The 20,786-nt window shown below is 46.7% G+C and carries 14 protein-coding genes; 11 read left to right on the top strand and 3 right to left on the bottom strand.

Features of this window, described 5'->3' with window-relative positions; all coding sequences use genetic code 11:
- Positions 1 to 13 precede the first annotated feature (13 nt).
- Together QUA58_RS17550 and QUA58_RS17545 are read right to left on the bottom strand one after the other, a co-directional pair.
- Positions 14 to 3,022: an EAL domain-containing protein gene (locus tag QUA58_RS17550; RefSeq protein ID WP_333395087.1), complete on the bottom strand. Its 3,009-nt coding sequence runs from the start codon at positions 3,020 to 3,022 to the stop codon at positions 14 to 16.
- Between the two features lie 506 nt (positions 3,023 to 3,528).
- Positions 3,529 to 4,362, bottom strand: coding sequence for a prohibitin family protein (locus QUA58_RS17545; RefSeq protein WP_333395050.1), 834 nt, complete (start codon positions 4,360 to 4,362; stop codon positions 3,529 to 3,531).
- A gap of 695 nt (positions 4,363 to 5,057) precedes the next feature.
- Here QUA58_RS17545 and nfi point away from each other — a divergent pair.
- The 11 genes from nfi to QUA58_RS17490 all read left to right on the top strand — a co-directional run bounded on the left by nfi (position 5,058) and on the right by QUA58_RS17490 (position 18,923).
- Positions 5,058 to 5,711 carry a deoxyribonuclease V gene (gene nfi / locus QUA58_RS17540; RefSeq protein ID WP_333395049.1) on the top strand — a complete coding sequence of 218 codons (654 nt, stop codon included), beginning with the start codon at positions 5,058 to 5,060 and terminating at the stop codon, positions 5,709 to 5,711.
- A 452-nt stretch (positions 5,712 to 6,163) separates the two neighbouring features.
- Entirely contained in the window at positions 6,164 to 6,394 is a 231-nt protein-coding gene (locus tag QUA58_RS17535) for a KGG domain-containing protein (protein ID WP_333083789.1), read from the top strand.
- Between the two features lie 478 nt (positions 6,395 to 6,872).
- A complete protein-coding gene (locus tag QUA58_RS17530; RefSeq protein ID WP_333253478.1) occupies positions 6,873 to 7,403 on the top strand; it encodes an FHA domain-containing protein in 531 nt (176 codons plus the stop codon).
- A 300-nt stretch (positions 7,404 to 7,703) separates the two neighbouring features.
- The gene (locus QUA58_RS17525; protein ID WP_333395047.1) at positions 7,704 to 9,707 is read left to right on the top strand and encodes an FHA domain-containing protein; all 2,004 of its coding nucleotides are present in this window, start codon (positions 7,704 to 7,706) and stop codon (positions 9,705 to 9,707) included.
- Between the two features lie 291 nt (positions 9,708 to 9,998).
- A complete protein-coding gene (locus tag QUA58_RS17520; protein ID WP_333253471.1) occupies positions 9,999 to 10,427 on the top strand; it encodes a hypothetical protein in 429 nt (142 codons plus the stop codon).
- A gap of 132 nt (positions 10,428 to 10,559) precedes the next feature.
- Positions 10,560 to 11,711 carry a DNA cytosine methyltransferase gene (locus QUA58_RS17515; protein ID WP_333253469.1) on the top strand — a complete coding sequence of 384 codons (1,152 nt, stop codon included), beginning with the start codon at positions 10,560 to 10,562 and terminating at the stop codon, positions 11,709 to 11,711.
- A 195-nt stretch (positions 11,712 to 11,906) separates the two neighbouring features.
- Entirely contained in the window at positions 11,907 to 13,247 is a 1,341-nt protein-coding gene (gene miaB / locus QUA58_RS17510) for a tRNA (N6-isopentenyl adenosine(37)-C2)-methylthiotransferase MiaB (RefSeq protein WP_333253467.1), read from the top strand.
- A gap of 196 nt (positions 13,248 to 13,443) precedes the next feature.
- Positions 13,444 to 14,514, top strand: a complete 1,071-nt coding sequence (locus QUA58_RS17505; RefSeq protein ID WP_333253465.1) for a D-alanine--D-alanine ligase family protein — start codon at positions 13,444 to 13,446, stop codon at positions 14,512 to 14,514.
- 263 nt (positions 14,515 to 14,777) lie between these two features.
- Entirely contained in the window at positions 14,778 to 15,860 is a 1,083-nt protein-coding gene (locus QUA58_RS17500) for an AI-2E family transporter (protein WP_333253463.1), read from the top strand.
- 657 nt (positions 15,861 to 16,517) lie between these two features.
- Positions 16,518 to 17,804, top strand: a complete 1,287-nt coding sequence (locus tag QUA58_RS17495) for an HhoA/HhoB/HtrA family serine endopeptidase (protein ID WP_333395045.1) — start codon at positions 16,518 to 16,520, stop codon at positions 17,802 to 17,804.
- Positions 17,805 to 18,050: 246 nt separating this feature from the next.
- Positions 18,051 to 18,923, top strand: a complete 873-nt coding sequence (locus QUA58_RS17490; protein ID WP_333395044.1) for an MBL fold metallo-hydrolase — start codon at positions 18,051 to 18,053, stop codon at positions 18,921 to 18,923.
- A gap of 95 nt (positions 18,924 to 19,018) precedes the next feature.
- Here QUA58_RS17490 and QUA58_RS17485 read toward each other — a convergent pair whose 3' ends face one another.
- Positions 19,019 to 20,701: a glycoside hydrolase family 44 protein gene (locus QUA58_RS17485; protein WP_333395042.1), complete on the bottom strand. Its 1,683-nt coding sequence runs from the start codon at positions 20,699 to 20,701 to the stop codon at positions 19,019 to 19,021.
- Between the last annotated feature and the right edge of the window lie 85 nt (positions 20,702 to 20,786).

Genomic DNA, 20,786 nt, shown 5'->3' with positions numbered 1-20,786 from the left:
ATTGTAGATCGGATTACCATTTGGGCGATCGCCTCAACAACGCTGTAGCTGCCTCACTGTCGAGAGGTTTAGAGAAAAAGTACCCCTGACCGTACTCGCAGCCGATCGCCCGCATTTGAGCCAATTGGACGGCGGTTTCGACCCCTTCTGCTACTACCTCCATCCCCAAACTGCGGGCCAGCATGACGATCGCCCGCACGATTTCCAAATTTTCGCCTGTTTCTCCGACGCGGCTGACAAAAGAGCGATCGACCTTCAAAATATTAATCGGGAACTTGTGCAAATAACTCAGAGACGAATAACCAGTGCCGAAATCATCAATACACAGCCCGATTCCCAACTCTCTCAACTGCGAAAGCATCGCCGCCGCCGCTTCCCCATCTTCCATCACCACAGTCTCAGTAATCTCCAACTTCAAACAGCGAGCATCAACACCCGTTTCCTGCAAAACTTGCTTAATTTGTTCGATCGAATCCGGTTCCGAAAACTGCCTCCCGGAAAGATTTACTGCTACAGTCAGTCGCGAATTTCCCACAGGTAAATTCAAACTCTGCCACTTAATAATTTGGCGGCAGCTTTCGTTCAAAACCCACAAACCCAAAGGCGTAATTAACCCTGTTTCCTCCGCCATCGCAATAAATTCCATCGGGGAAACCAAACCCCTTTCCGGGTGCAGCCAGCGCACCAGCGCCTCAAATCCGATAACTGAACCAGTTTTTAAACAAACGATCGGCTGATAATAAACAGTAAAAGGACATTCCAATTTATAAGGAGCCAATGGCGATTTCGGACGCTCCAACTTCCGATCTATTTCACTCATCGGTGAGTTTTCCTCCACCGCCACACATCCAAAATCCAGTATCGAATATTTCAAATTTAGTTCTTCAACCGACTCCCGCAAATCGTGTTCCAAGTGCATCAAAGCCACAGCCCGAGTGTGCATCGCACTGGTAAACACTTCGTAGCGAGCTTTACCCAGAGCTTTTGCGCGGTACATCGCAATATCAGCATCCCGCAAAATATCTCCCGGTAACTGATATTTGTCCGTACTCAAGGCAATGCCGATGCTAGCAGTAATTAAAACTTTATGACCTTCTAAATAAAGCGGTCGTTCGATCGTTTTGAGAATTTCCTTTGCTTGGGCGATCGCCTCATCAACACCGTGAATTTCTTCCAGCAAAATCACAAACTCATCTCCCCCCAGACGAGCCACCGTATCGCCAGGGCGCAAACAAGTCAAGAGACGGCGACCCACAGCCACCAACAGCTGATCGCCCGTGCGGTGTCCCTGACTGTCATTAATCACCTTAAACCTGTCCAAATCCAGAAACAGCACCGCAAACTGATAGCTCGGATGCCGTTGGGCGCGGGCAAAAGCTTGCCCCAACCTGTCAGTCAACAAAGCACGGTTCGGCAACTCTGTCAGCGCGTCGTGTAAAGCATCGTGCGACAATTGGTCTTCAGCCGCCTTGCGCTCAGTCACATCGTGACAGTTGACCACAATTCCCCGCACCGAAGGTTCGTTGAGCAAATTCGTCGCCACCGCTTCCAACACGCACCAGGAACCGTCCTTGTGTTGCACTCGGTATTCCGCCATTCCCAGGCTAACTCTCGGCATTTGCATGGCACCTTTAAACACTTGATCGACTATCAGCAATTCGTCAGGGTGAATCAAGTCAAAGATAGACCGGCCGAGGACTTCCGCCGTCGGGTATCCCAAAATCCGCTCTAGGGAAGGAGAGACATAGCGGCAAAAGCCTTTCTCGTCGAGAATCACAATAATGTCTCTAGCATTTTCAATCAACGATCGAAAGCGCTTCTCGCTTTGCCGCAGTTCTTGTTCCGTGCGCTTGCGATCGGTAATATCGGTATTCATGTAAATCAGACCGACAATTTTCCCTGTGGGGTCTTTAATAGCATCGGCCCGCAGCAGCACTTGCAAAGTTTCGCCGCTTTTAGTGCGGTTGGTAATTTCACCAAACCAAGAATAACCTTGGGCGATCGTATCGAGTACCTCCCTGGCGACTGCGGGGTCAGCAAAAACTGCCGATATACCTCCGGCTAGCTTAAATTCCTCTGCGGTGTCCCATTCAAATAGCTGAGAAAACGCTTGATTTTGATAAATGTGAGTGCCGTTCGCATCGCTGATGCCGATCGCGTCACTCGAACTTTCCACCGCCTTGCGAGTCAGCACCAGAGCTTCTTCTGCCAGCTTGCGCTCGGTAATATCAATTCCTACCAGACAAGCTGCATTGCCCCGATCGTACTTTTGAGCCACAATCAAATAGTATCCCTCCGACCCTCCCCCGTCGGTTTGTACCTTAGCGCTGAGTTCTTTAACCGCTTCCATAGCGTCCCCGGCAAAAAACTCCACCACAAAAGAGTTAAACTCCGAGCTAGCGCCCAGAAAACCAATATCTTGACCGACAAAAGCCGACGGTGGCAAACCATGCAGTTTGGCTAAGTGCTGGTTAACCCCCAAATAGCGCAAATCCGAGCTAATCCAAGATACTGTTCCCGGAACTGCTTCCAAAATCGTTTGCAGTTGGTCGTTAGCTTGCTGCAATGCTTGCTGCACTTCACATATTGGTTCCGACAAGTCAGACTGAACTCCTACAAAGTGAGTCAAATTAGCGCTGTCGTCTCGCACGGGAGATAGCGACAATTTGCTCCAAAAAGGACTGCCGTCTTTGCGGTAATTTTTGATTGTTGTCTGGATTTCTTGACCTTGGCGCAAGGCGTCGCGGATCTTAGCTACTGTAGTTCGATCGGTATCCGGGCCTTGCAAAAATCGGCAATTGCGCCCCAAGATTTCACTGGCACAGTAACCTGTCAGCCGTTCAAAGGCCGGATTGCAATAAATTATCGGACAATCGGGTGCATTGGCGTCAGCAATGACAATGCCACTGCTAGTAGCTGCCAAGGCTCGATCACTTAGCCACAGTGCTTCTGATGCAGAATGGCGATCGGCATCCCCCACTTCACCTAAATTAGAAATTGACTGGTTCTCGCGATCTCCCATCAGCCGAAGTTTCAAGCAAACCTTTACAATTTCCGAGTTGCTTCTTACTTTAGCGTTTTTCAGGATTCGCGCAACGTAAATTGTATCTCGGCATTTAAGTAAGCGGGATTTCACGTTAGTTGTTGCACCATTGTGAAGAACGGGCTCTCCGGCCCGTTCCACAAAGAATGAGTTTTCTTGTGGAACAGGCATCTTGCCTGTTCCTAAACAAGTAATTGACAATGGTGCAAGATGTGAGATTTAACCTTAGTTGTTCGTTGTATTTTCTACGCTTGCTGTTGGGCATTTAAAAAAGCACATCACTTTCTCCGCAGTGACAAACCCTCAATTCTTCTCCCCCTCAGACTCTCTCCCCCTCTCCCCTTCTCCCCCCGCCCTAGCAATCACGATCCGCAGCAGCTTATATCAAATCCGTTAGCATCGGAATAGTAAATTCGAGTTCACTGTTCACTGTCAACAGTCAACCGTCAACAGTCAACATCATTCCGGTGTAACCGGAAATGATATTATTTAGCAGGAGTTGCAGCTTGAGAACTCGGCGGCGCAATATTAATCAATGGCAAAGTTCCCCCTCCTCCCATTACTGTCGGAAACTGGCCATTCCATTTTTCAATCGCTTGCTGCTGCAAAATTTCGGCTGTTAAAGTTTGTCGCTGCAAGCGTTGAGCTTCAGCTTTACCTTTAGCGCGGTTAATTTCAGCTTGAGCATCTTGGGTGGCTTTTTTAACTGTAAATTCTGCTTGTTTAGCTTCTTGTTCTGCTATTTGTTTGGATTCGATGGCTTTGCTAAATTCTGGAGAAAAGCCAAAATCTATTAACGAAACATCTCTGACAATGACGCCGTAAGGTTCCAAGCGCTTTTTGAGGCTGTTGTCGATTTCTGTTTTGAGTTCGGTGCGCTTAGTGATAATTTCTTCGGCGGTTTTTTTAGAAGTTGCTGCTTTGAGAACTTCCGAAATTGCCGGACTCAGAATGCTGGCAACAATTTGTTCTTCGTCTCCGACTTGTTGGAAAACTTGATTTACTTTGGCGGGGTCAACATTCCAGTTGACTGCCAAATCTGTAGTAATACTTTGCAAATCTTTGGAGGCTGCATCTGCTTTCAAGTCTGTTTTTTGTACCCGCACGCTGAGAGTTTTTACAGAAGTGACGATCGGTAAAATCGGGTGGATGCCTTCATCTAAAATCGCGTCTTGAACCTTGCCGAAGCGCATCATGACGCCGCGTTCCCCTGCGCCGACGATGGCAAAAGGTTTGAAAATTAAGGCGGCGATGATGAAGACGATGCCACCGAGGACGTAGAGAGCTAGGTTGTACTGAACTCTTTGCATGATTTTCATAGGTTACTTCAGCTATGTGGTGTTACTAGATGTTAGTTTTCTATTCGCTATTATCTAAGATTATAACTTCATGTTAATGGTGCGACAACTCATGAATTTATTTATTTTTTATCATAAAAGTCATATAGGTGCGAGGGCTGGGAACCTCTTAGCTCGATGAGCGGGGATGAACAATGGCACTTGTAGCTGGGTGAGATTATTGATGAATAAATGTTTCGATCATCTTGACAATGAGGAGGATTTTAGATAAAGAAGAAGAAGAAGAAGAAGAAGAAGAAGAAGAAGAAGAAGAAGAAGAAGAAGAAGAAGAAGAAGAAGAAGAAGAAGTAAATAGATAGTTCGATCGCTCTGTGACAAGCGATAAAAGGGCGATCGGAAAGAGAAAGCTTTCTAGAAAGCTAAAAAATCAGCATCAAACAGGTATTTTTTGTGAATTTTGAGTATAAAATTGGAGGTGCGTGCCGATAAAACCTTTGGGGGTTGGTTCAAGCATAAGCGAAAGATAGAATTTCACTCTCCGACCTACAGACTCTATTGGTAGAATTGGCATCGGCCCGCCTTGCTCAACCCTCCTGAGTAGAAAAAAAACTCCTTGGGCAAGTTAGGAATTTATAGCTACAAACGATAAAAATTTGAGTTTAAAAATGCCCGAAAATAAGTTAAGCTTAGATGAGAACGGTTGAAGAGAAATCAAAATGTTGCAGCGACACCCTTGGCCGCAGACAATTGAAGAGGCGATCGCCATTCAAGAACAGCTTCGGTCAGAGGTAATTACCGAAAATCAACTGGAGACAGTTGGGTACGTCGCAGGCGTAGATGTCGGCTACGACAGTGCAGACGATGTATCGCGGGCCGCTGTAACAGTTCTGAGCTTTCCCGACTTGCAGTTGCAGCAGCAAGCTGTGGTTCGCAGTCCTACAACTTTTCCTTATATTCCGGGTTTCCTGTCTTTTCGAGAAGTGCCGGCAGTCCTTGAGGCTTTGGAAAATATCAGTTTGAGACCAGACTTGATATTGTGCGACGGTCAAGGACTAGCCCATCCCCGCAGGTTCGGTCTTGCCTGCCATTTGGGGGTTTTGACAGGAATTGCCACGATCGGAGTTGCCAAAAATCGATTTATTGGAGAACATTCCGAAGTCGGACTCGACCGGGGCAGTTGGCAACCCTTGCTACTGGAGGGATCAACGATCGGCGCAGCGCTAAGGACGCAAACAGGGGTAAAACCGATGTATGTTTCGATCGGTCATAAGGTAAACTTAATAAGTGCGATCGAGTACGTCCTGCGCTGCGCCCCAAAATATCGCTTACCAGAAACAACTCGATCGGCAGACCAACTAACATCGGGATAACTGGCAAGCGCGGAAGGCATCAAAAAAAAAGTAAAAAGACCAAAAAAGCATCCGTCTTTGGACTTTTAATTTTTGAGGTGGCGCGGTTAAGTCAAAAAATCCTCTGAGTCTACCGCCAATCAGCTTTCGGTTCCATCCTTCCAGCGAACTAAAGAATGACTATACCTGAGAAAGAGGTATAAAAGTTGGGGGGTTTATAGAATGATTGAAAGACAGTAACCAGCTTAAAACATTGGCGGCTCTAACTATAGTGCCCGGGCGTGAACTATTTTTAGTTCACATTTGTAAATTATGAAAGAGTCATCCTGCGAGTTAAACCAAAAGCTTAGATTCGTCTGATCAGGTTTCATAATTTACCGTCGGATATCTCACCACTGACTGGGAGTAACCACGACAGTGGGAGGCGAAGGCGCGATCAAGCTAAAAAATCAGAAACAAACAAGGAGACAGTCATGGCTGAGAAAAGCAAACGCGGATTCGCTTCTATGGATGCAGAAAAACAGCGCGCAATTGCTAGCAAAGGCGGAAAAGCTGCACACGAGAAAGGAACTGCACACGAATTCACCTCTGAAGAAGCCAGACAAGCTGGTCAAAAAGGTGGCGAAGCTGTCAGCAGAAATCGCGAACACATGGCTCAAATTGGTCGCGAAGGCGGTCGGAAAAGCCGCAAGAGCGAAGCTTAAGTCTCTCAAGGCTTTGGCTGCAACGAAAGATTGCACAGTTGCAGCGTGAGAGATAGCACGCTAGACAGTGAACGTTTGAGGAGGTGGGGCGATCGAAGTTACCGAGGTAGTTCGATCGCCCAACCTCCAAAAATCGTCACTAGCGCACCAAAGCCTCGCAAATCTGAAAACCCCACAGGAATTAGTTTTTAGCAATCGCTGGCAAATCTTGAACGGCAATTTTTTAACCAAGCTGCACTGCGGTCAATAATTTTGCGGGAAAGAAAAGCTGGCAAGCGCGAGTCAGTCTCTCAAAAAAAGCCAATACGAGCACTAAAATCCCCGACTTCGGGGCTTTTTTGTTTAGCTGCACATAATATTTTTAGAAGTGCGATCGAGTCGGCGTCAATAATTATAATTAAGTTTTTTGGTGAGGAACTCCGTCCTCAAAATAAATCAGTTAATATTTTTTTATATTTTTGAGCCAACCGATACAATCATGACAAACCAGCTCACTTTAGCATGGACAGAAGCTGGGGTGCGTCAAACTCGAACAATTGAAAACGGACAGCCGAGCAAAAATCCGGGAACCGTGAGGCTCGGACGCGATCCGGCGAAGTGCGATATAGTATTTTCGCATCCCAGCGTATCGGGGCTGCACGTTGAAATATTTTTTAATCAGGAATTGCAGGAGTATGCAGTGCGGAATTTGCGCGAAAGCAATCCGCCCCTGGTAGACGGAAAAATTCTCACCCAAGGCGAAGCAACATTGAGATCCGACAGCCACCTCCATTTAGGTCAAGTGGAAATTGAGGTGCTGAAGGTGACGGAGGTAGAGGTAGCCGGGCCGCTGACTGTTTTGCTGTCCGGGCCTCCGGTTCAAAGTTCTTCCCCGCCGACGGGGCCTTCAAGCTACGGTTTGCAGTGTCCCAAGTGCAGCCGAATTTCGCCTTACGCACAGTCGAATGCGGGGTGTCCGTGGTGCGGTACTTCTTTGGCTGCGGCGGCGAGTGTGATGCTTTCTCCGTGAAAGTTTCAAAAACTGAGATGTTGCACCATTCTCAATTACTTGTTTAGGAACAGGCAAGATGCCTGTTCCACAAGAAAATTCATCTATTGTGGAATGGGCATCTTGCCCGTTTAGGAACAGGCAAGATGCCTGTTCCACAAGAAAATTCATCTATTGTGGAATGGGCATCTTGCCCGTTCTTGACAATGGTGCAAGATTTAAGAAAAACGGAAAATCTGGCTATCCGCTAAACACTCTCAACTTCAAAAATCTTTTTTTGCAGAAAGCTCAAAGCCGACGGCTGATGTTTAAAAAATAATCATGAATTCTCAACCCTTGCGCCTGCGACTGACTTGGACAGATACAGCTACGGGGGATTGTCGATCCCCCATACTCGATTTACCCATCGCTTTGGGACGAATTTTTGAAGCTATGCCGGCGACAATCAACGGGGAACGAGTTTCTCGAATTGCCCTCAGCAGCAGTCAAGTTTCTCGGTTCCATGCAGTGATTGGCACCGAAGGCAACAGTATTGTACTCACTGACACGGGCAGCCGCAACGGTACTTTTGTCAACGGCGTTCGCCAAACCCGTTGCGTGCTGGCAAACGGGGATATGCTGCAAGTTGGGCCCTACGTGATCGGCATTTCTTTTGCTGTTAATTCCCCAGAAACGCCGTCGGTCAATTCTCACATTTTCTTTAACCCGCAGACCAATGGGCCAGACCCGGCATTGGGACACCAAATAATGTTGCAGGTTCCTCAGACAAGTAGTAGGGCAGAATTTCCGCCGCTCGCATTTTTGCAAGCTTCTCAAGTGTCAATGCGATCGCTCGAATCTATGGGACTCCCTGTGACAGAAGTTGATTGGGCTGCCGTTGGCGGTGGTTTGGGCAGCTTTATTTGGGTGGATTTGCTGAGAATTTGCGGCGTGAAAATTGATCGAATTGCGGTTTTGGGCATGGAAAACCAGCCTTACGCCCGCTATCTGCGTCTATGCCTGAATTCTCAAATTCCGCTGCGGGAACGCCTACGATCAAATTCTGACTCTTGTCCAGACAATATTTGGGGGTGGCCTCCCTATGCTTTGCGGGAAGCTTGGCAGGAATTGCTCAAAGGGCGTTTGGGGATGTCGTTGAAGTTGATGTGGCAGGTGTTTGCTGAACCGACTTTTGCCGAAACTTATACGCCTCGCGCGGGGAATGTGTTTGATTCTATTGACAGGGAAGTCGAGAGAATTGGGTGGAATCAAATGTTTCGCTACGGTAGAGTGCGGGGAATTCGCAAAACAGATGACGGCAGGTACGCGATCGCTTATTCTCGATCGAATGCCGATCGTCGCGACCACGCTTTTTTAATCGCCAAATACGTACACTTAGCCACCGGCTATCCCGCCATTCAATTTCTGCCCGACTTGCAAGCTTACCGCGAAAAAACCCAGGATTTTGAGTCGGTTGTCAACGCTTACGAAAGCCACGACGGCGTTTACGAAAAATTGGAGGCCAGCGGCGGCAGCGTGTTAATTAGAGGCCGGGGAATTGTGGCTTCGCGGGTGGTGCAGCGAATTTACGAAGCGCGACAGCGGAACAGTAATATTCAAGTATTGCATTTGATGCGATCGCCCAAACCCCAAGGCAACAAATTTAACCTCGCTCAGCGTAACGTCGAAAATCACTACGAATTTCAACCTTTCAACTGGCCGAAAGCTTGCTGGGGCGGGGAACTCCGCCTACTTTTGGAAAAAGCCGCCCCCGAATTTCGGCCGCAGTTGCTCACCGACTGGGGCGGCACTACCACAGCCCAGCGCAGCGACTGGCGGCGGATTGTCAAAGAAGGTTTAAGTCACGGATGGTATCAAATTACCTTCGGGGAAGTCGAGCGAGTCGAGCGCGACAGTCAAAACCGCACGGTGACGTACATTCGGGAGAAGGAACTCAAGGGGCAAATTAAGTTAGAGGCTGATTTTATTATTGACGCTACGGGTTTGGACGCTAAGGTAAAAACCAGTCCCCTGTTAAACGATTTGGTAGCTCAATATAATCTTCCCCTTAACGGTTTGGGCCGGCTGAGTGTTAACAACGATTTTGAAGTGCCCGAATTGCGGAATTCTTCTGCTAGCAACACAGAAGGCCGAGTATACGCAGCCGGCGCGATTACTTTGGGAGGGCCTTACGCGCCCGTAGACAGCTTTTTGGGCTTGCAATACGCCGCCTTGCGTTCCGTTGAAATTCTGGCCGCCAACCGAGTTCCGGGTGTGCGGAAATTGAGCGTTTGGCGATCGTTCGTGCAGTGGTTGAAGTGGATTTTCAATAAATCTCCCGGCTAATTTGAAGGACGAAGTTCGGCAACAAGCAATGTACAAGATTTAATGAATTTAAGTGAGATATTGCACTATTTCAATAGGTTTTTTACGGGCGGGCAGGATGCCCAACCCCTACTCCCCACAAGAAAACTCACTCTTTGTGGAACAGGCATCTTGCCTGTTCTTGAAAATGATAAAAAATGTCAGATTTAACTGATTTAAACGAACTTAGCCTTCAATCTACAATCGAAAATTCAAGCCTTCGCTAGCCACACAACCTTCCCATTCAATCTAAAATCTAAAATCTAAACTCGCATGACTCCCACCTTATTCGGCCGCTGGCAAACTCGGTTCTTGCTATTTGCAACCGTAGGCATTTTAGTAACGCTGCCTTTTTTTCTAGGTTTAATTACCTCCCAATCAGGCTCAATCTTTTTCTGGATTTTAGGGTATGTAGCGATTTTTGGCATCGGCTGGGATGCGTTATATATCTACATCCAACAGTTCCGCTGGGATCGAGATTGGCCAGGCGCATTTCAATTGCTCGCTGGGATGTGGGAAGCACTTTTTGTGTTATTTTTAATCAAAATTATCGGTTTGCCGGGGATACCGCCGGAAGATTTTGACTTGGGAGCTTTTGCCTTGCATTATAGTTTAGTGTGGCTAGCTATTTATGTGGGATCGCAAACACTGATGCGAATTTTGTTTCCCTACTGGCGTTTCCGAGGCGGCCAATGGTTGTAACAATATTGTGTGATTTTTGTGATGCCTGTAGGGGCGGGTTTTACAAATAATAATCGCCTCAAATTAATAATCTCATAAACCCGCCCCGCCCCGGTCAATTACCAATTACCAATTCCCAATTCCCAATTCCCCATGCCCAATTCCCAATTCCCAATTCCCTGTATTTTCTCATTTTTTTCAGGTTCAGGCTTCCTCGATTTGGGTTTTGAATTAAGCGGCTTTAATGTAGCGTATGTCAATGAAATTTTCCCACCATTCATGCAAGCATACCGCTATTCTCGGCAGTGCCTGAATTTGCCGCTACCAGAATACGGATATTGCGAAGGAGAGGAAGCAGATGTAACTCGACTTGTAGGGGGAGAACCAGCTTTTCGCCTGCGGGAATTGATGCAGGATGCCCGCAAGCATCACGATATTGTAGGATTTATCGCGGGGCCACCTTGTCCTGATTTTTCTATTGGTGGCAAAAACCGAGGCGGGGAAGGAGACAAAGGTCAACTTTCAGCTTCATACATTGAATTGATTTGTCAGCAGCAGCCAGATTTCTTTTTATTTGAAAATGTCAAAGGTCTGTGGAGAACCAAAAAACATAAATCTTTTTACGACGAACTAAAACATCAGTTGGCCAATTCGGGATACGTTTTTGCCGAACGTTTAATTAATGCGATAGAATACGGTGTGCCGCAAGATAGAGATAGAATTATTTTGATTGGACTTAGAAAAAACCTTGTCAAAAATCTGGGCATTTCCCTCGATGAAAAAAGCCAAATGTTATCCGAAAGTTTATTTAGTTGGGAAAGTCAGATATTATATCCCAAATCAGAAATCTTTTCTCATCCTTGGCCGGATAGAACGGCCTTTGCAGAGGATGGTTTCTTGCCTTGTCCTGATGGCATTTTCCAAGATTTAACGGTAGAATTTTGGTTCCAAAAAAATGACGTTCTCAACCATCCCAATGCCAAACACTATTTCCAACCCAAAGCAGGCATTAAGCGGTTTGCTTCCGTTGATGAAGGAGATGATTCCAAAAAATCTTTCAAGCGATTGCATCGGTGGCGTTATTCGCCAACAGCTTGTTACGGCAATAACGAAGTTCACTTGCACCCTTACAAACTTCGCAGGCTTTCAGTTGCAGAAACACTGGCTATTCAGTCACTGCCAAAAGATTTTGCACTGCCGGCTAAGATGACGTTGACTAATATGTTTAAAACTGTTGGCAATGGGGTTCCTTATTTGGCTGCACAAGGTATTGCCAAAACAATTTTACAGTTTTTATCTAACTAAAAAAAACGAATAGCCAGATACCCGACTTCGCAGATTTTGTCGGTATCTAAAAATATTTGTAGCGATAAGGGGCGCATTGCACACCCTATAATTACTAAAATTCCCAATTACCAGACGTATGTCGTTTAACACAGAAGTGTTATAATAAAGTGTTAAGGTTGAAAACCTATATTTTTTATTTGCCTGCAATTCGCCATGACTGTTAAACCCCGCCGCTATCACATCACGACTTTCGGATGCCAGATGAATAAAGCCGACTCGGAACGGATGGCCGGCATTCTGGAAAATATGGGCTTTGAGTTCTCGGAAGACCCGAACGAAGCTAGCTTGATTCTCTACAATACTTGCACGATTCGCGACAATGCCGAACAAAGAGTTTATTCTAACCTGGGAAGGCAAGCTCATCGCAAGCGCAAAGAACCTGGTTTGACTTTAGTTGTGGCTGGATGCGTGGCGCAGCAGGAAGGTGAAGCACTGCTTCGCAGAGTGCCGGAATTGGACTTAGTAATGGGGCCGCAACACGCTAACCGACTTGAAGATTTGCTGGAAGAAGTTTTTCAGGGAAATCAAGTTGTGGCGACTGAAGCTGTGGAGATTATGGAGGATATTACTAAGCCTCGCCGTGATAGTAAGGTGACTGCTTGGGTGAATGTAATTTATGGCTGCAATGAACGCTGCACTTATTGTGTTGTGCCGAATGTTCGCGGGGTTGAACAGTCACGAATGCCGGAGGCTATTCGGGCAGAAATGGAGGAGTTGGGTCGTCAAGGTTACAAGGAAGTAACTTTGTTGGGGCAGAATATTGATGCTTACGGGCGCGATTTGCCTGGGACGAAACCGGACGGCAGCAACCAGCATACTTTGACGGATTTGCTTTATTTTGTGCAGGATGTTCCTGGGGTCGATCGCCTCAGATTTGCTACTAGCCACCCGCGCTATTTTACGGAAAGATTGATTAAGGCTTGTGCGGAATTGCCGCAGGTTTGTGAACATTTTCACATTCCTTTTCAGTCGGGAGATAATGATATTTTGAAGGCGATGTCGCGGGGTTATACTCAGGAAAAATACCGCCGGATTATTGATACAATTCGCCGTTATATGCCGGATGCTTCGATTACTGCGGATGCGATTGTCGGTTTTCCTGGGGAGACGGAAGCGCAGTTTGAGAAGACTTTGAAGTTAATCGAAGACGTTGGTTTCGATTTGGTGAATACTGCTGCTTATTCGCCGCGTCCGGGAACACCGGCAGCTTTGTGGGAAAATCAGTTGAGTGAGGATGTGAAGGCCGATCGCCTGCAACGAATCAATCATGTAGTCACAACAACGGCGATGGAGCGATCGCAGCGCTATTTCGGACGCACTGAAGAGGTTTTGGTGGAAGTTCAAAATCTCAAAGATTTAACTCAGGTGATGGGGCGCACTCGCGGCAATCGCCTCACATTTTTTAAGGGCGATATCGCTGAATTGGCTGGTAAAATTGTGCGGGTTAAAATTACAGATATTCGCGCTTTTAGTTTGACAGGGGAAATCCTTTGAATAGCACCGGAATGAGAGAGGGGACGGCTTACTGGTGAACTTTTCTAAGAAGATGTGATTTTTTTACCGCAGAGAGCGCAGAGGACACAGAGGAAGGGTGGAAGGGTGGAGATAAGTAGTCTTAAAGCGGTTCGTATGTGCCTTAGTTGCGCTCTGTGCGTGTATATTTGTCAAAAAGTACCGGGAGTATGGAAAAATGACGAAGATGCGGATTGGGTTACTCTTCGGCGGGCGATCGGGCGAACATGAAGTCTCGATTAGTTCGGCGCGGGCGATCGCCCGTGCCCTCGCGGATGACGAAAATGCCTCTAAGTACGAAGTTCTGCCCTTTTACATTCAAAAAAACGGCCGCTGGCTGTCGGGAACATTACCTCAACAAGTCTTAGCCACCGGAAAACCTCTGGAAATAGAGGAACAAACAGGACAAGACGACTCTCCCGCTGGACAGTTTCCTAATTTTAATGCCGTAGATGTTTGGTTCCCTGTTTTGCACGGGCCAAATGGCGAAGACGGTACGGTGCAAGGGTTGCTGAAATTAATGCAACTTCCTTTTGTCGGTTCGGGGGTTTTAGGTTCGGCGCTGGGAATGGATAAAATTGCGATGAAAATGGCTTTTGCTCACGCTGGTTTGCCACAGGTAAAATACATCGCTGTCAACCGTTCCGAAATCTGGTCTAATCCTTGCGTTTTCCCCAAACTATGTGATAAAATAGAAGCAGAATTGGGCTATCCTTGCTTTGTTAAACCGGCGAATTTGGGTTCGTCTGTGGGAATTTCTAAAGCTCGATCGCGCGCTGAGTTAGAAGCAGCTCTCGATAGCGCCGCCAGCTACGACAGGCGGATAATTGTCGAAGCGGGTGTGGTTGCTAGAGAATTAGAATGTGCAGTTTTAGGCAACGACAACCCCAAAGCTTCAACGGTGGGAGAAATTACTTTTCAAAGCGATTTCTACGACTACGAAACTAAATATACCCAGGGACAAGCCGACTGCTCAATCCCGGCAAAAGTCAGCGGTGCGATCGTCTCCCAAATCCAAGAAATGGCAGTGCAAGCATTTTTGGCTATAGACGCGGCAGGTTTAGCGCGAGTAGACTTTTTCTACATTGAATCCACCGGAGAAGTTTTGATTAATGAAATTAACACTTTTCCCGGCTTTACAGCTACCAGTATGTATCCGCAAATGTGGGCAGCGGACGGCATTTCTTTCCCGGAATTAGTAGACCGTTTAATTCAATTAGCTCTCGAACGGCACGGGGAAAAAGGTTGAATTGCGAGCGGCAAACTGCTTTCGTGCCAAGAGCAAAAAATAAATTATTTTGCCGATAATATATCCATGCCAGCGGAAACGATATAACATGGTTGTGGCAGGCAGTGCCTGCCCGCAACCCTATTTCTGCTGCTGGTCGAGCAACAGGGAATTTTTAGCAGGCTGGTATAAATTAAATGCAACATAAAATGTTTAAGGGAGAACGGCGAATAGCAGCGTCAATCTCACATCTTGCATCTCAAATTTTAACTCGGTTAACTTAGATGAGAGGTTTCACTCAACTTTCGCAGTGGTGGACTTACGGACTGGTATTTCCCCTAGCGGTACTCAACTGCTGGTTAGCCCTCCTAGTCTTTGAATATTTTCGCGCCCTGATTACAGTTTTGGTAGTGGCTACAGTGCTGTCTTTTTTGCTAGATTATCCTGTGCGCTTTCTGCACAGATACGGCTTGAAGCGCGATCGAGCCGTTTTGTCGGTATTGTTTTTGACTTTACTGGTATTGGTGGTTTTAGGTATCACTCTGGCTCCCATTCTGCTAAACCAAATCACTGAACTCGCTACCCGACTGCCGACTTGGATAGTTTCTGGCACAGAACAGATTGAAGCATTCCACAATTGGGCGGAAAATCGCAATCTCCGCATTGATGTCAGCGGTTTGACTACCCAATTGAGCGATCGACTTTCATCTCAATTGCAGTCTCTCACTGGCGAAATTCTCAAATTTGGCTTGGGTGCTGCAGACAGTCTGTTGAATTTCCTCCTCACAATAGTCGTGACATTCTACTTGCTCTTGCACGGCGATCGCGTATGGGAAGGATTGTTTAAATGGTTTCCTTCCAAACTGAGCCTTCAATTGCGAGAGTTGCTGGCGCGAAGCTTCCACAACTACTTCGTCGGGCAAGCAACTTTGGCGGGTTTGATGGGACTGTCTATCACTGTTGCTTTTTTAATTATGCGAGTTCCCTTCGGACTTCTGTTCGGCTTGGGTGTGGGTGCAATGACTATGATTCCCTTCGGGGCACCTTTCAGTATTTGCATTGTCAGTTTGCTGATCACATTAAACAACTTTTGGCTCGGCGTCACAGTTTTAGCTGTCGCTACAGTAATTGAGCAAATAATTGAAAGCGGGGTTGCTCCTCGGTTATTAGGCGGTTTTATCGGTCTCAATCCTGTGTGGATTTTAGTGGCGCTGCTGGTGGGGGTTAAGGTGGCAGGAGTAGCAGGTTTGTTAGTGGCTGTGCCGATGGCTGGTTTTATTAAGAATACTGTTGATATTTTGGAGAGTTCGAGGAACAAGTCGAGGGAAATCGATTCGGTTAGTTCCATTGAAAATATGGAGCAATAAAATTCCTCCATCTGTTCAAATTTGAGATTTGAATAAAATTTTTGCAGGCTATTTTGACTTAGTTTAGTTTGTACTTTAGCTTGAGGCTTTAGAAGTTTTTTACCAGAAAGAATTGGTTTAAAGCCGGAACCCTTGTAGGGAGAAATTAAAAGAAGACTATTCATTACTCCAATCCTCTTCCTTCCAGGTAGCAGTCGCTGTCAACTGTCAACTGTCAACTGTCAACTGAATTCCTGCTTTAGGGTGAGGCTTTCCGGTGCTTTAGCTGCTATGCTTCCTCGATGCAGGCGGGGTCAAAAACCCCGTTTCTAGGTTAACGTCGATCGCTCACAACGAAGATTTTGCCTAGAATCCTGGTTTTTTTGAGTGCAGGATTGTTGTTGACTTCGGATATCAATCCTGTGAAAAGTTTGCGGGAAATACGGAATATGCGAGCTGGCTAGCGTAGTTTGTATTATCGCACTCAGGCAGTAATTCGCCAGTGCAGACCCAGTTCGATCGCACTCAAAAGCTGGAATCCACAAACAATTTGCCTGCGATTGTCCGGTTTCTACCCCAGCCTGTAGGGTAAACCCCACCAGTCAAGCAGAGTTCATCAATGCTTGAATTAAAATTAAAGAGCCTTTAGTTCTAACTTAATTACAATAGGTGCTAAAAATGCAAAATACTAATTATAACTCTCGCTCTAACTCCCACCAACTCAATACTATGTCAACCAAAAATATGCCTGCTACAACTGTGCGTTCTCGCCGTTTTTATTTGCCGAAAAAACTGGCTTTTTTATCCCTAATTTTGCTCGGCTCCACCGCAACTGTTGGGTGCAACGCCCTAACTTCTCAAGTTCCTGGAAGTTCTAACGCCATTCAAGCTGAACCTTCAACTACAGCGCCAATCTCAGCATTGCCTGCGAATATACTGCCCTCTCAAGACTCTAATTTTGTCACTAAAGTTGTACAGGAAGTCGGCCCTGCAGTGGTGCGGATCAATTCGTCTCGCACGGTAACGAACCAAGTTCCAGATGAGATTCCCGAGCAATTCCGCCGCTTCTTCGGTTCAGAATCTCCGATTGCGCGGGGAAATCGGGTAGAAAAAGGTTCAGGTTCGGGTTTTGTTTTTGGTTCCGACGGCCGCATTTTGACTAACGCTCACGTTGTTGATGGCGCGGATACGGTGACGGTAAAACTGAAGGATGGTCGCGAATTTGTCGGCAAAGTTTTAGGCGTAGATACAGTTACTGATGTGGCTGTTGTTAAAATTGAAGCTAACAATTTGCCTGTGGTGAGTTTGGGTAAATCTGAAGAGTTACAGCCGGGAGAATGGGCGATCGCGATCGGTAATCCCCTCGGTTTGGACAATACTGTGACTGTGGGCATTATTAGCGCTACAGGCCGTTCTAGCGCCGATGTCGGTGTTCCCGACAAGCGCGTCAACTTTATTCAAACCGATGCTGCGATCAATCCCGGCAATTCCGGTGGCCCGCTGCTGAACCAGCGCGGTCAAGTTATCGGCATGAATACGGCGATTATTCAAGGCGCTCAAGGATTGGGTTTTGCTATTCCGATCGATCGAGCACAACAAATTGCCAACCAATTAGTAACAACCGGAAAAGCCGAACATCCTTATCTCGGCGTTCGGATGTTGAGCATTACTCCCGAAGTCAAGGCAGAATTCAATAAAAATCCCAACGCCAAATTGAGGCTGACTGAAGATAAAGGCGTGTTAGTTCTGGGAATTGCCAAAAATTCTCCGGCGGCACAAGCTGGAGTTCGCGTTGCCGATGTGATCAAGAGAATAAATGGTGCAGAAGTCAGCGATGCTGGCAGCGTACAAGAAATTGTCGAGAAAAGTACAGTGGGCAGCGATCTGCAGCTTGAATTGAGTCGCGGCGGACAACCTGTTACTGTGGCGGTGAAAGCGGGTGCTTTTCCAGCGGAGCAGCGGTAGAATTGTTGATTGAAACTTAGATCTTGCACCATTGTCAATAATCCTTTTATGAACGCAAGATGCCTGTTCCACAAGAATATTAATCTCTTGTGGAACGGGCATCTTGCCCGTTCTTGAGAATGGTGCAAGAGGTGAGTTTTAATCGGCTTGGTCTGTGAGACGGGCGTTTAAACCTCCGGCAGGATGTCGGGGGTAGTCGTTAGAGTAAGTTACCATAATTTATATGGGTTATTAAGAGGTAGAAAAATGGCTAACATTAATCGGAGGCGTACTGAAAATATTAATGGTAACTTTTATGTAGACAGTACCTGCATTGACTGTGATACTTGTCGGTGGATGGCACCTGAAGTATTTGGTCAAGCGGGAGAACAGTCTGCGGTTTACCAGCAGCCAACTAATGAAACTGAAGAAATGCGATCGCTCGCGGCTCTTTTGTCTTGTCCCACAAGTTCGATCGGCACTGTTGAAAAACCCAAAAGGATCAAAGAAGTTCAGCAACATTTGCCCGCACTCGTAACACAAAATGTCTACCACTGCGGCTACCACTCAGAGAAATCTTACGGCGCAGCTAGTTATTTAATTGTCCGCCCCGAAGGAAACATTTTAGTTGATTCTCCCCGTTTTGTGCCGCCGCTAGTCAAAAACATAGAAGCTATGGGCGGCATTCGCTATCTGTACTTGACTCACCGCGATGATGTGGCAGATCATCAACAATACCACGATCATTTTGGGTGCGATCGCATTCTCCATGCTGATGAAATTAACGCGGATACTCGCAGTGTAGAAATTCAATTATCAGGCAGCGAACTGCATCAATTAGCCGATGATTTGTTGATTATACCTGTTCCAGGTCACACGAAAGCTCACACAGTTTTGCTTTACAATAACAAGTTTTTGTTCAGCGGCGATCATCTTGCTTGGTCGGAAAGTTTGCAGCAGCTAGTTGGCTTTCACGAAGTCTGTTGGTATTCTTGGCCGGAACAAATCAAATCTATGCAGAATTTGGCTAATTACTCGTTTGAATGGGTGTTGCCGGGACACGGCCGCAGGTATAATGCCGATCGAGACACAATGAGCAATCAAATGAAAAAGTGTGTTGCTTGGATGCTTGATGCTTAGTAGTTTTAAACCCCTTTTATACTCGGCGGTTGAAACCGCTACTACACATACAAAGTCCGGATGGTGCGCGGACTAAGAATAAGAGGGATTTTGTATTACGCTTTTGGAATGGCAACCAAAGTGATAGAATTAGCGGGGTAAGTTGCCTGGAATCCAGTATCACTGACACCTACATCGCTCTGACGGACGATCGCCCGCAAATTCGCCTCGCTGTAAGTGTAAACTTGAGCTTTGGCGATCGGCTTAAATCCTTTCAAACTCAAGTTGCCGGTCAACTTTTGGCTGGTTTTGTTAATAATTACCAGCGTCAAAGCACCGTCGCTGCTGCGTTGCGATCCGTAGATTGACAAAAGTCCCTGATCTGTGCTGTGCGATCGCACCCAAGTATCCCCATACTTGCTGCTCTTCCCGTCATAATTCATGTACATTCGGAAGGCATAGGAACCCGGTTCAGAAGACTTCGGAGGCCCCCACAGCGTCGCCAAATCGAGTTGTTCCCGCCCAAAAATCCCCAGGATGTCGGCTTGAGTCAACGCGCCGTTAATCGACTCTAAACCGCCCCAATTGTATTCAGTAATCGCGACTTTTGTACCTGGATAATCCTGCTTTATCCAGTCTCGAAACCGGGGAATAATTGTTAGTGGCGGGTTAGATTTACCGATCCAACTTTCATCAGTATAAGTGCTGTCCCACAGAGAACGAGTCGATCGCAACCTGGCTGCTTGCGTCTTAGCATCGCCGGCGGGACAATTCGCCACACAGAGGTCATCGACGATAGGGTAGTAGTGTTCGTCGAAATAGTCGAGAATCCGAACACCTTTTTGCTTTTCATAAGCGCGCATTTGCTGCAAGTACCACCGCGCAAACCAGACGCCACCGTGTTTCTGGCGATCGCCCTTTACTCCCGAATCCACATAAACAGGCCAGCCAAAATCCGAGGGGCCGAGTACCTTAGCGGTGGGATCTGTGGCTTTTACCATTGACGCATATTGGTAAGTGCGATCGCGCAATTCGTCATAACTTGTCGGTTCTGGATGAACGTCGCGGTGAGTGTTTCCCCAACCGCTTGGTTCGTTGTCCATTTGATAAATTTGTACGCCGCCGTTAGCAGCAGTACCGTGGGTTTTAACTAAGTGTTCAACCCAAGGTTTCTGGAAAGCTGGATTGCTAACAATACTAACATCGAGGCGGTTATTATCAGTTATCAAAGTGCCGTCGGGACGCTTACCGTTGCCACACTTATCGCCTTCTGGAAAAATGTAGGGATTTGTTTTTTCTTGCGGGCCGTATTTCGATACTCGAAAGCCGCAGTTCCAGATGCTCAATTTATTTACATAGCCAATCATCGGGATGGTAACGATGCTTTTGCTACCGTTATTGCGGTTGGTTTTGACAATTTTGTCGATCGAATCGCCGGGAATCGGGTTTTTGTTGTCGCCGCCGCCCATGAAAAAGAAGTCATCGCCGCTGTTGGAGGAATCGACTAACCAGTTGTAGCGGCTGGTGTGATTTGCGCCCCAGCGTTCCACCGGAATTCGCAACTCTTGCGCCAGGGCCGGATCTAGGGCATAATCGTTCATACCGTAGATGTCTGGCGATATGGGATGTCGATCGGCTGTAACGTCTACAGATAAGGTGAGATTTGCTGTTTGGGCGATCGCGCTTTTGAAGTAAGCTGCGGTTACAGCGATTGCGAAAGCGGCGATTAAACCCAATAAAAATAGAACCAGCCAACGAGGTTTATTTTCGGGAGACAGCCACAAAAATCGTGCATTCATTTTTTATTTTACTTAGGGATTTTTGGATTCTTTTATTAAATCGTTTTCGGCGCGTTTATCTAGGTTAATAAGCTGTTAAGCTGTT

This window comes from Microcoleus sp. N9_A1 (assembly GCF_036701795.1).
Taxonomy (GTDB): domain Bacteria; phylum Cyanobacteriota; class Cyanobacteriia; order Cyanobacteriales; family Microcoleaceae; genus Microcoleus.
Note: the sequence above shows the minus strand (reverse complement) of the source record. Positions and strands in the feature narration are given on the sequence as shown.

What these genes read in the sequence shown, in the direction of transcription:
- QUA58_RS17485 (WP_333395042.1), bottom strand. Translation starts at nt 20,701, where the DNA reads ATGAATGCACGATTTTTGTGGCTGTCTCCCGAAAATAAACCTCGTTGG.
- QUA58_RS17545 (WP_333395050.1), bottom strand. Translation starts at nt 4,362, where the DNA reads ATGAAAATCATGCAAAGAGTTCAGTACAACCTAGCTCTCTACGTCCTC.
- QUA58_RS17505 (WP_333253465.1), top strand. Translation starts at nt 13,444, where the DNA reads ATGACGAAGATGCGGATTGGGTTACTCTTCGGCGGGCGATCGGGCGAA.
- QUA58_RS17525 (WP_333395047.1), top strand. Translation starts at nt 7,704, where the DNA reads ATGAATTCTCAACCCTTGCGCCTGCGACTGACTTGGACAGATACAGCT.
- QUA58_RS17530 (WP_333253478.1), top strand. Translation starts at nt 6,873, where the DNA reads ATGACAAACCAGCTCACTTTAGCATGGACAGAAGCTGGGGTGCGTCAA.
- QUA58_RS17495 (WP_333395045.1), top strand. Translation starts at nt 16,518, where the DNA reads ATGCAAAATACTAATTATAACTCTCGCTCTAACTCCCACCAACTCAAT.
- QUA58_RS17490 (WP_333395044.1), top strand. Translation starts at nt 18,051, where the DNA reads ATGGCTAACATTAATCGGAGGCGTACTGAAAATATTAATGGTAACTTT.
- nfi (WP_333395049.1), top strand. Translation starts at nt 5,058, where the DNA reads ATGTTGCAGCGACACCCTTGGCCGCAGACAATTGAAGAGGCGATCGCC.
- QUA58_RS17520 (WP_333253471.1), top strand. Translation starts at nt 9,999, where the DNA reads ATGACTCCCACCTTATTCGGCCGCTGGCAAACTCGGTTCTTGCTATTT.
- QUA58_RS17535 (WP_333083789.1), top strand. Translation starts at nt 6,164, where the DNA reads ATGGCTGAGAAAAGCAAACGCGGATTCGCTTCTATGGATGCAGAAAAA.
- QUA58_RS17550 (WP_333395087.1), bottom strand. Translation starts at nt 3,022, where the DNA reads ATGGGAGATCGCGAGAACCAGTCAATTTCTAATTTAGGTGAAGTGGGG.
- QUA58_RS17500 (WP_333253463.1), top strand. Translation starts at nt 14,778, where the DNA reads ATGAGAGGTTTCACTCAACTTTCGCAGTGGTGGACTTACGGACTGGTA.
- QUA58_RS17515 (WP_333253469.1), top strand. Translation starts at nt 10,560, where the DNA reads ATGCCCAATTCCCAATTCCCAATTCCCTGTATTTTCTCATTTTTTTCA.
- miaB (WP_333253467.1), top strand. Translation starts at nt 11,907, where the DNA reads ATGACTGTTAAACCCCGCCGCTATCACATCACGACTTTCGGATGCCAG.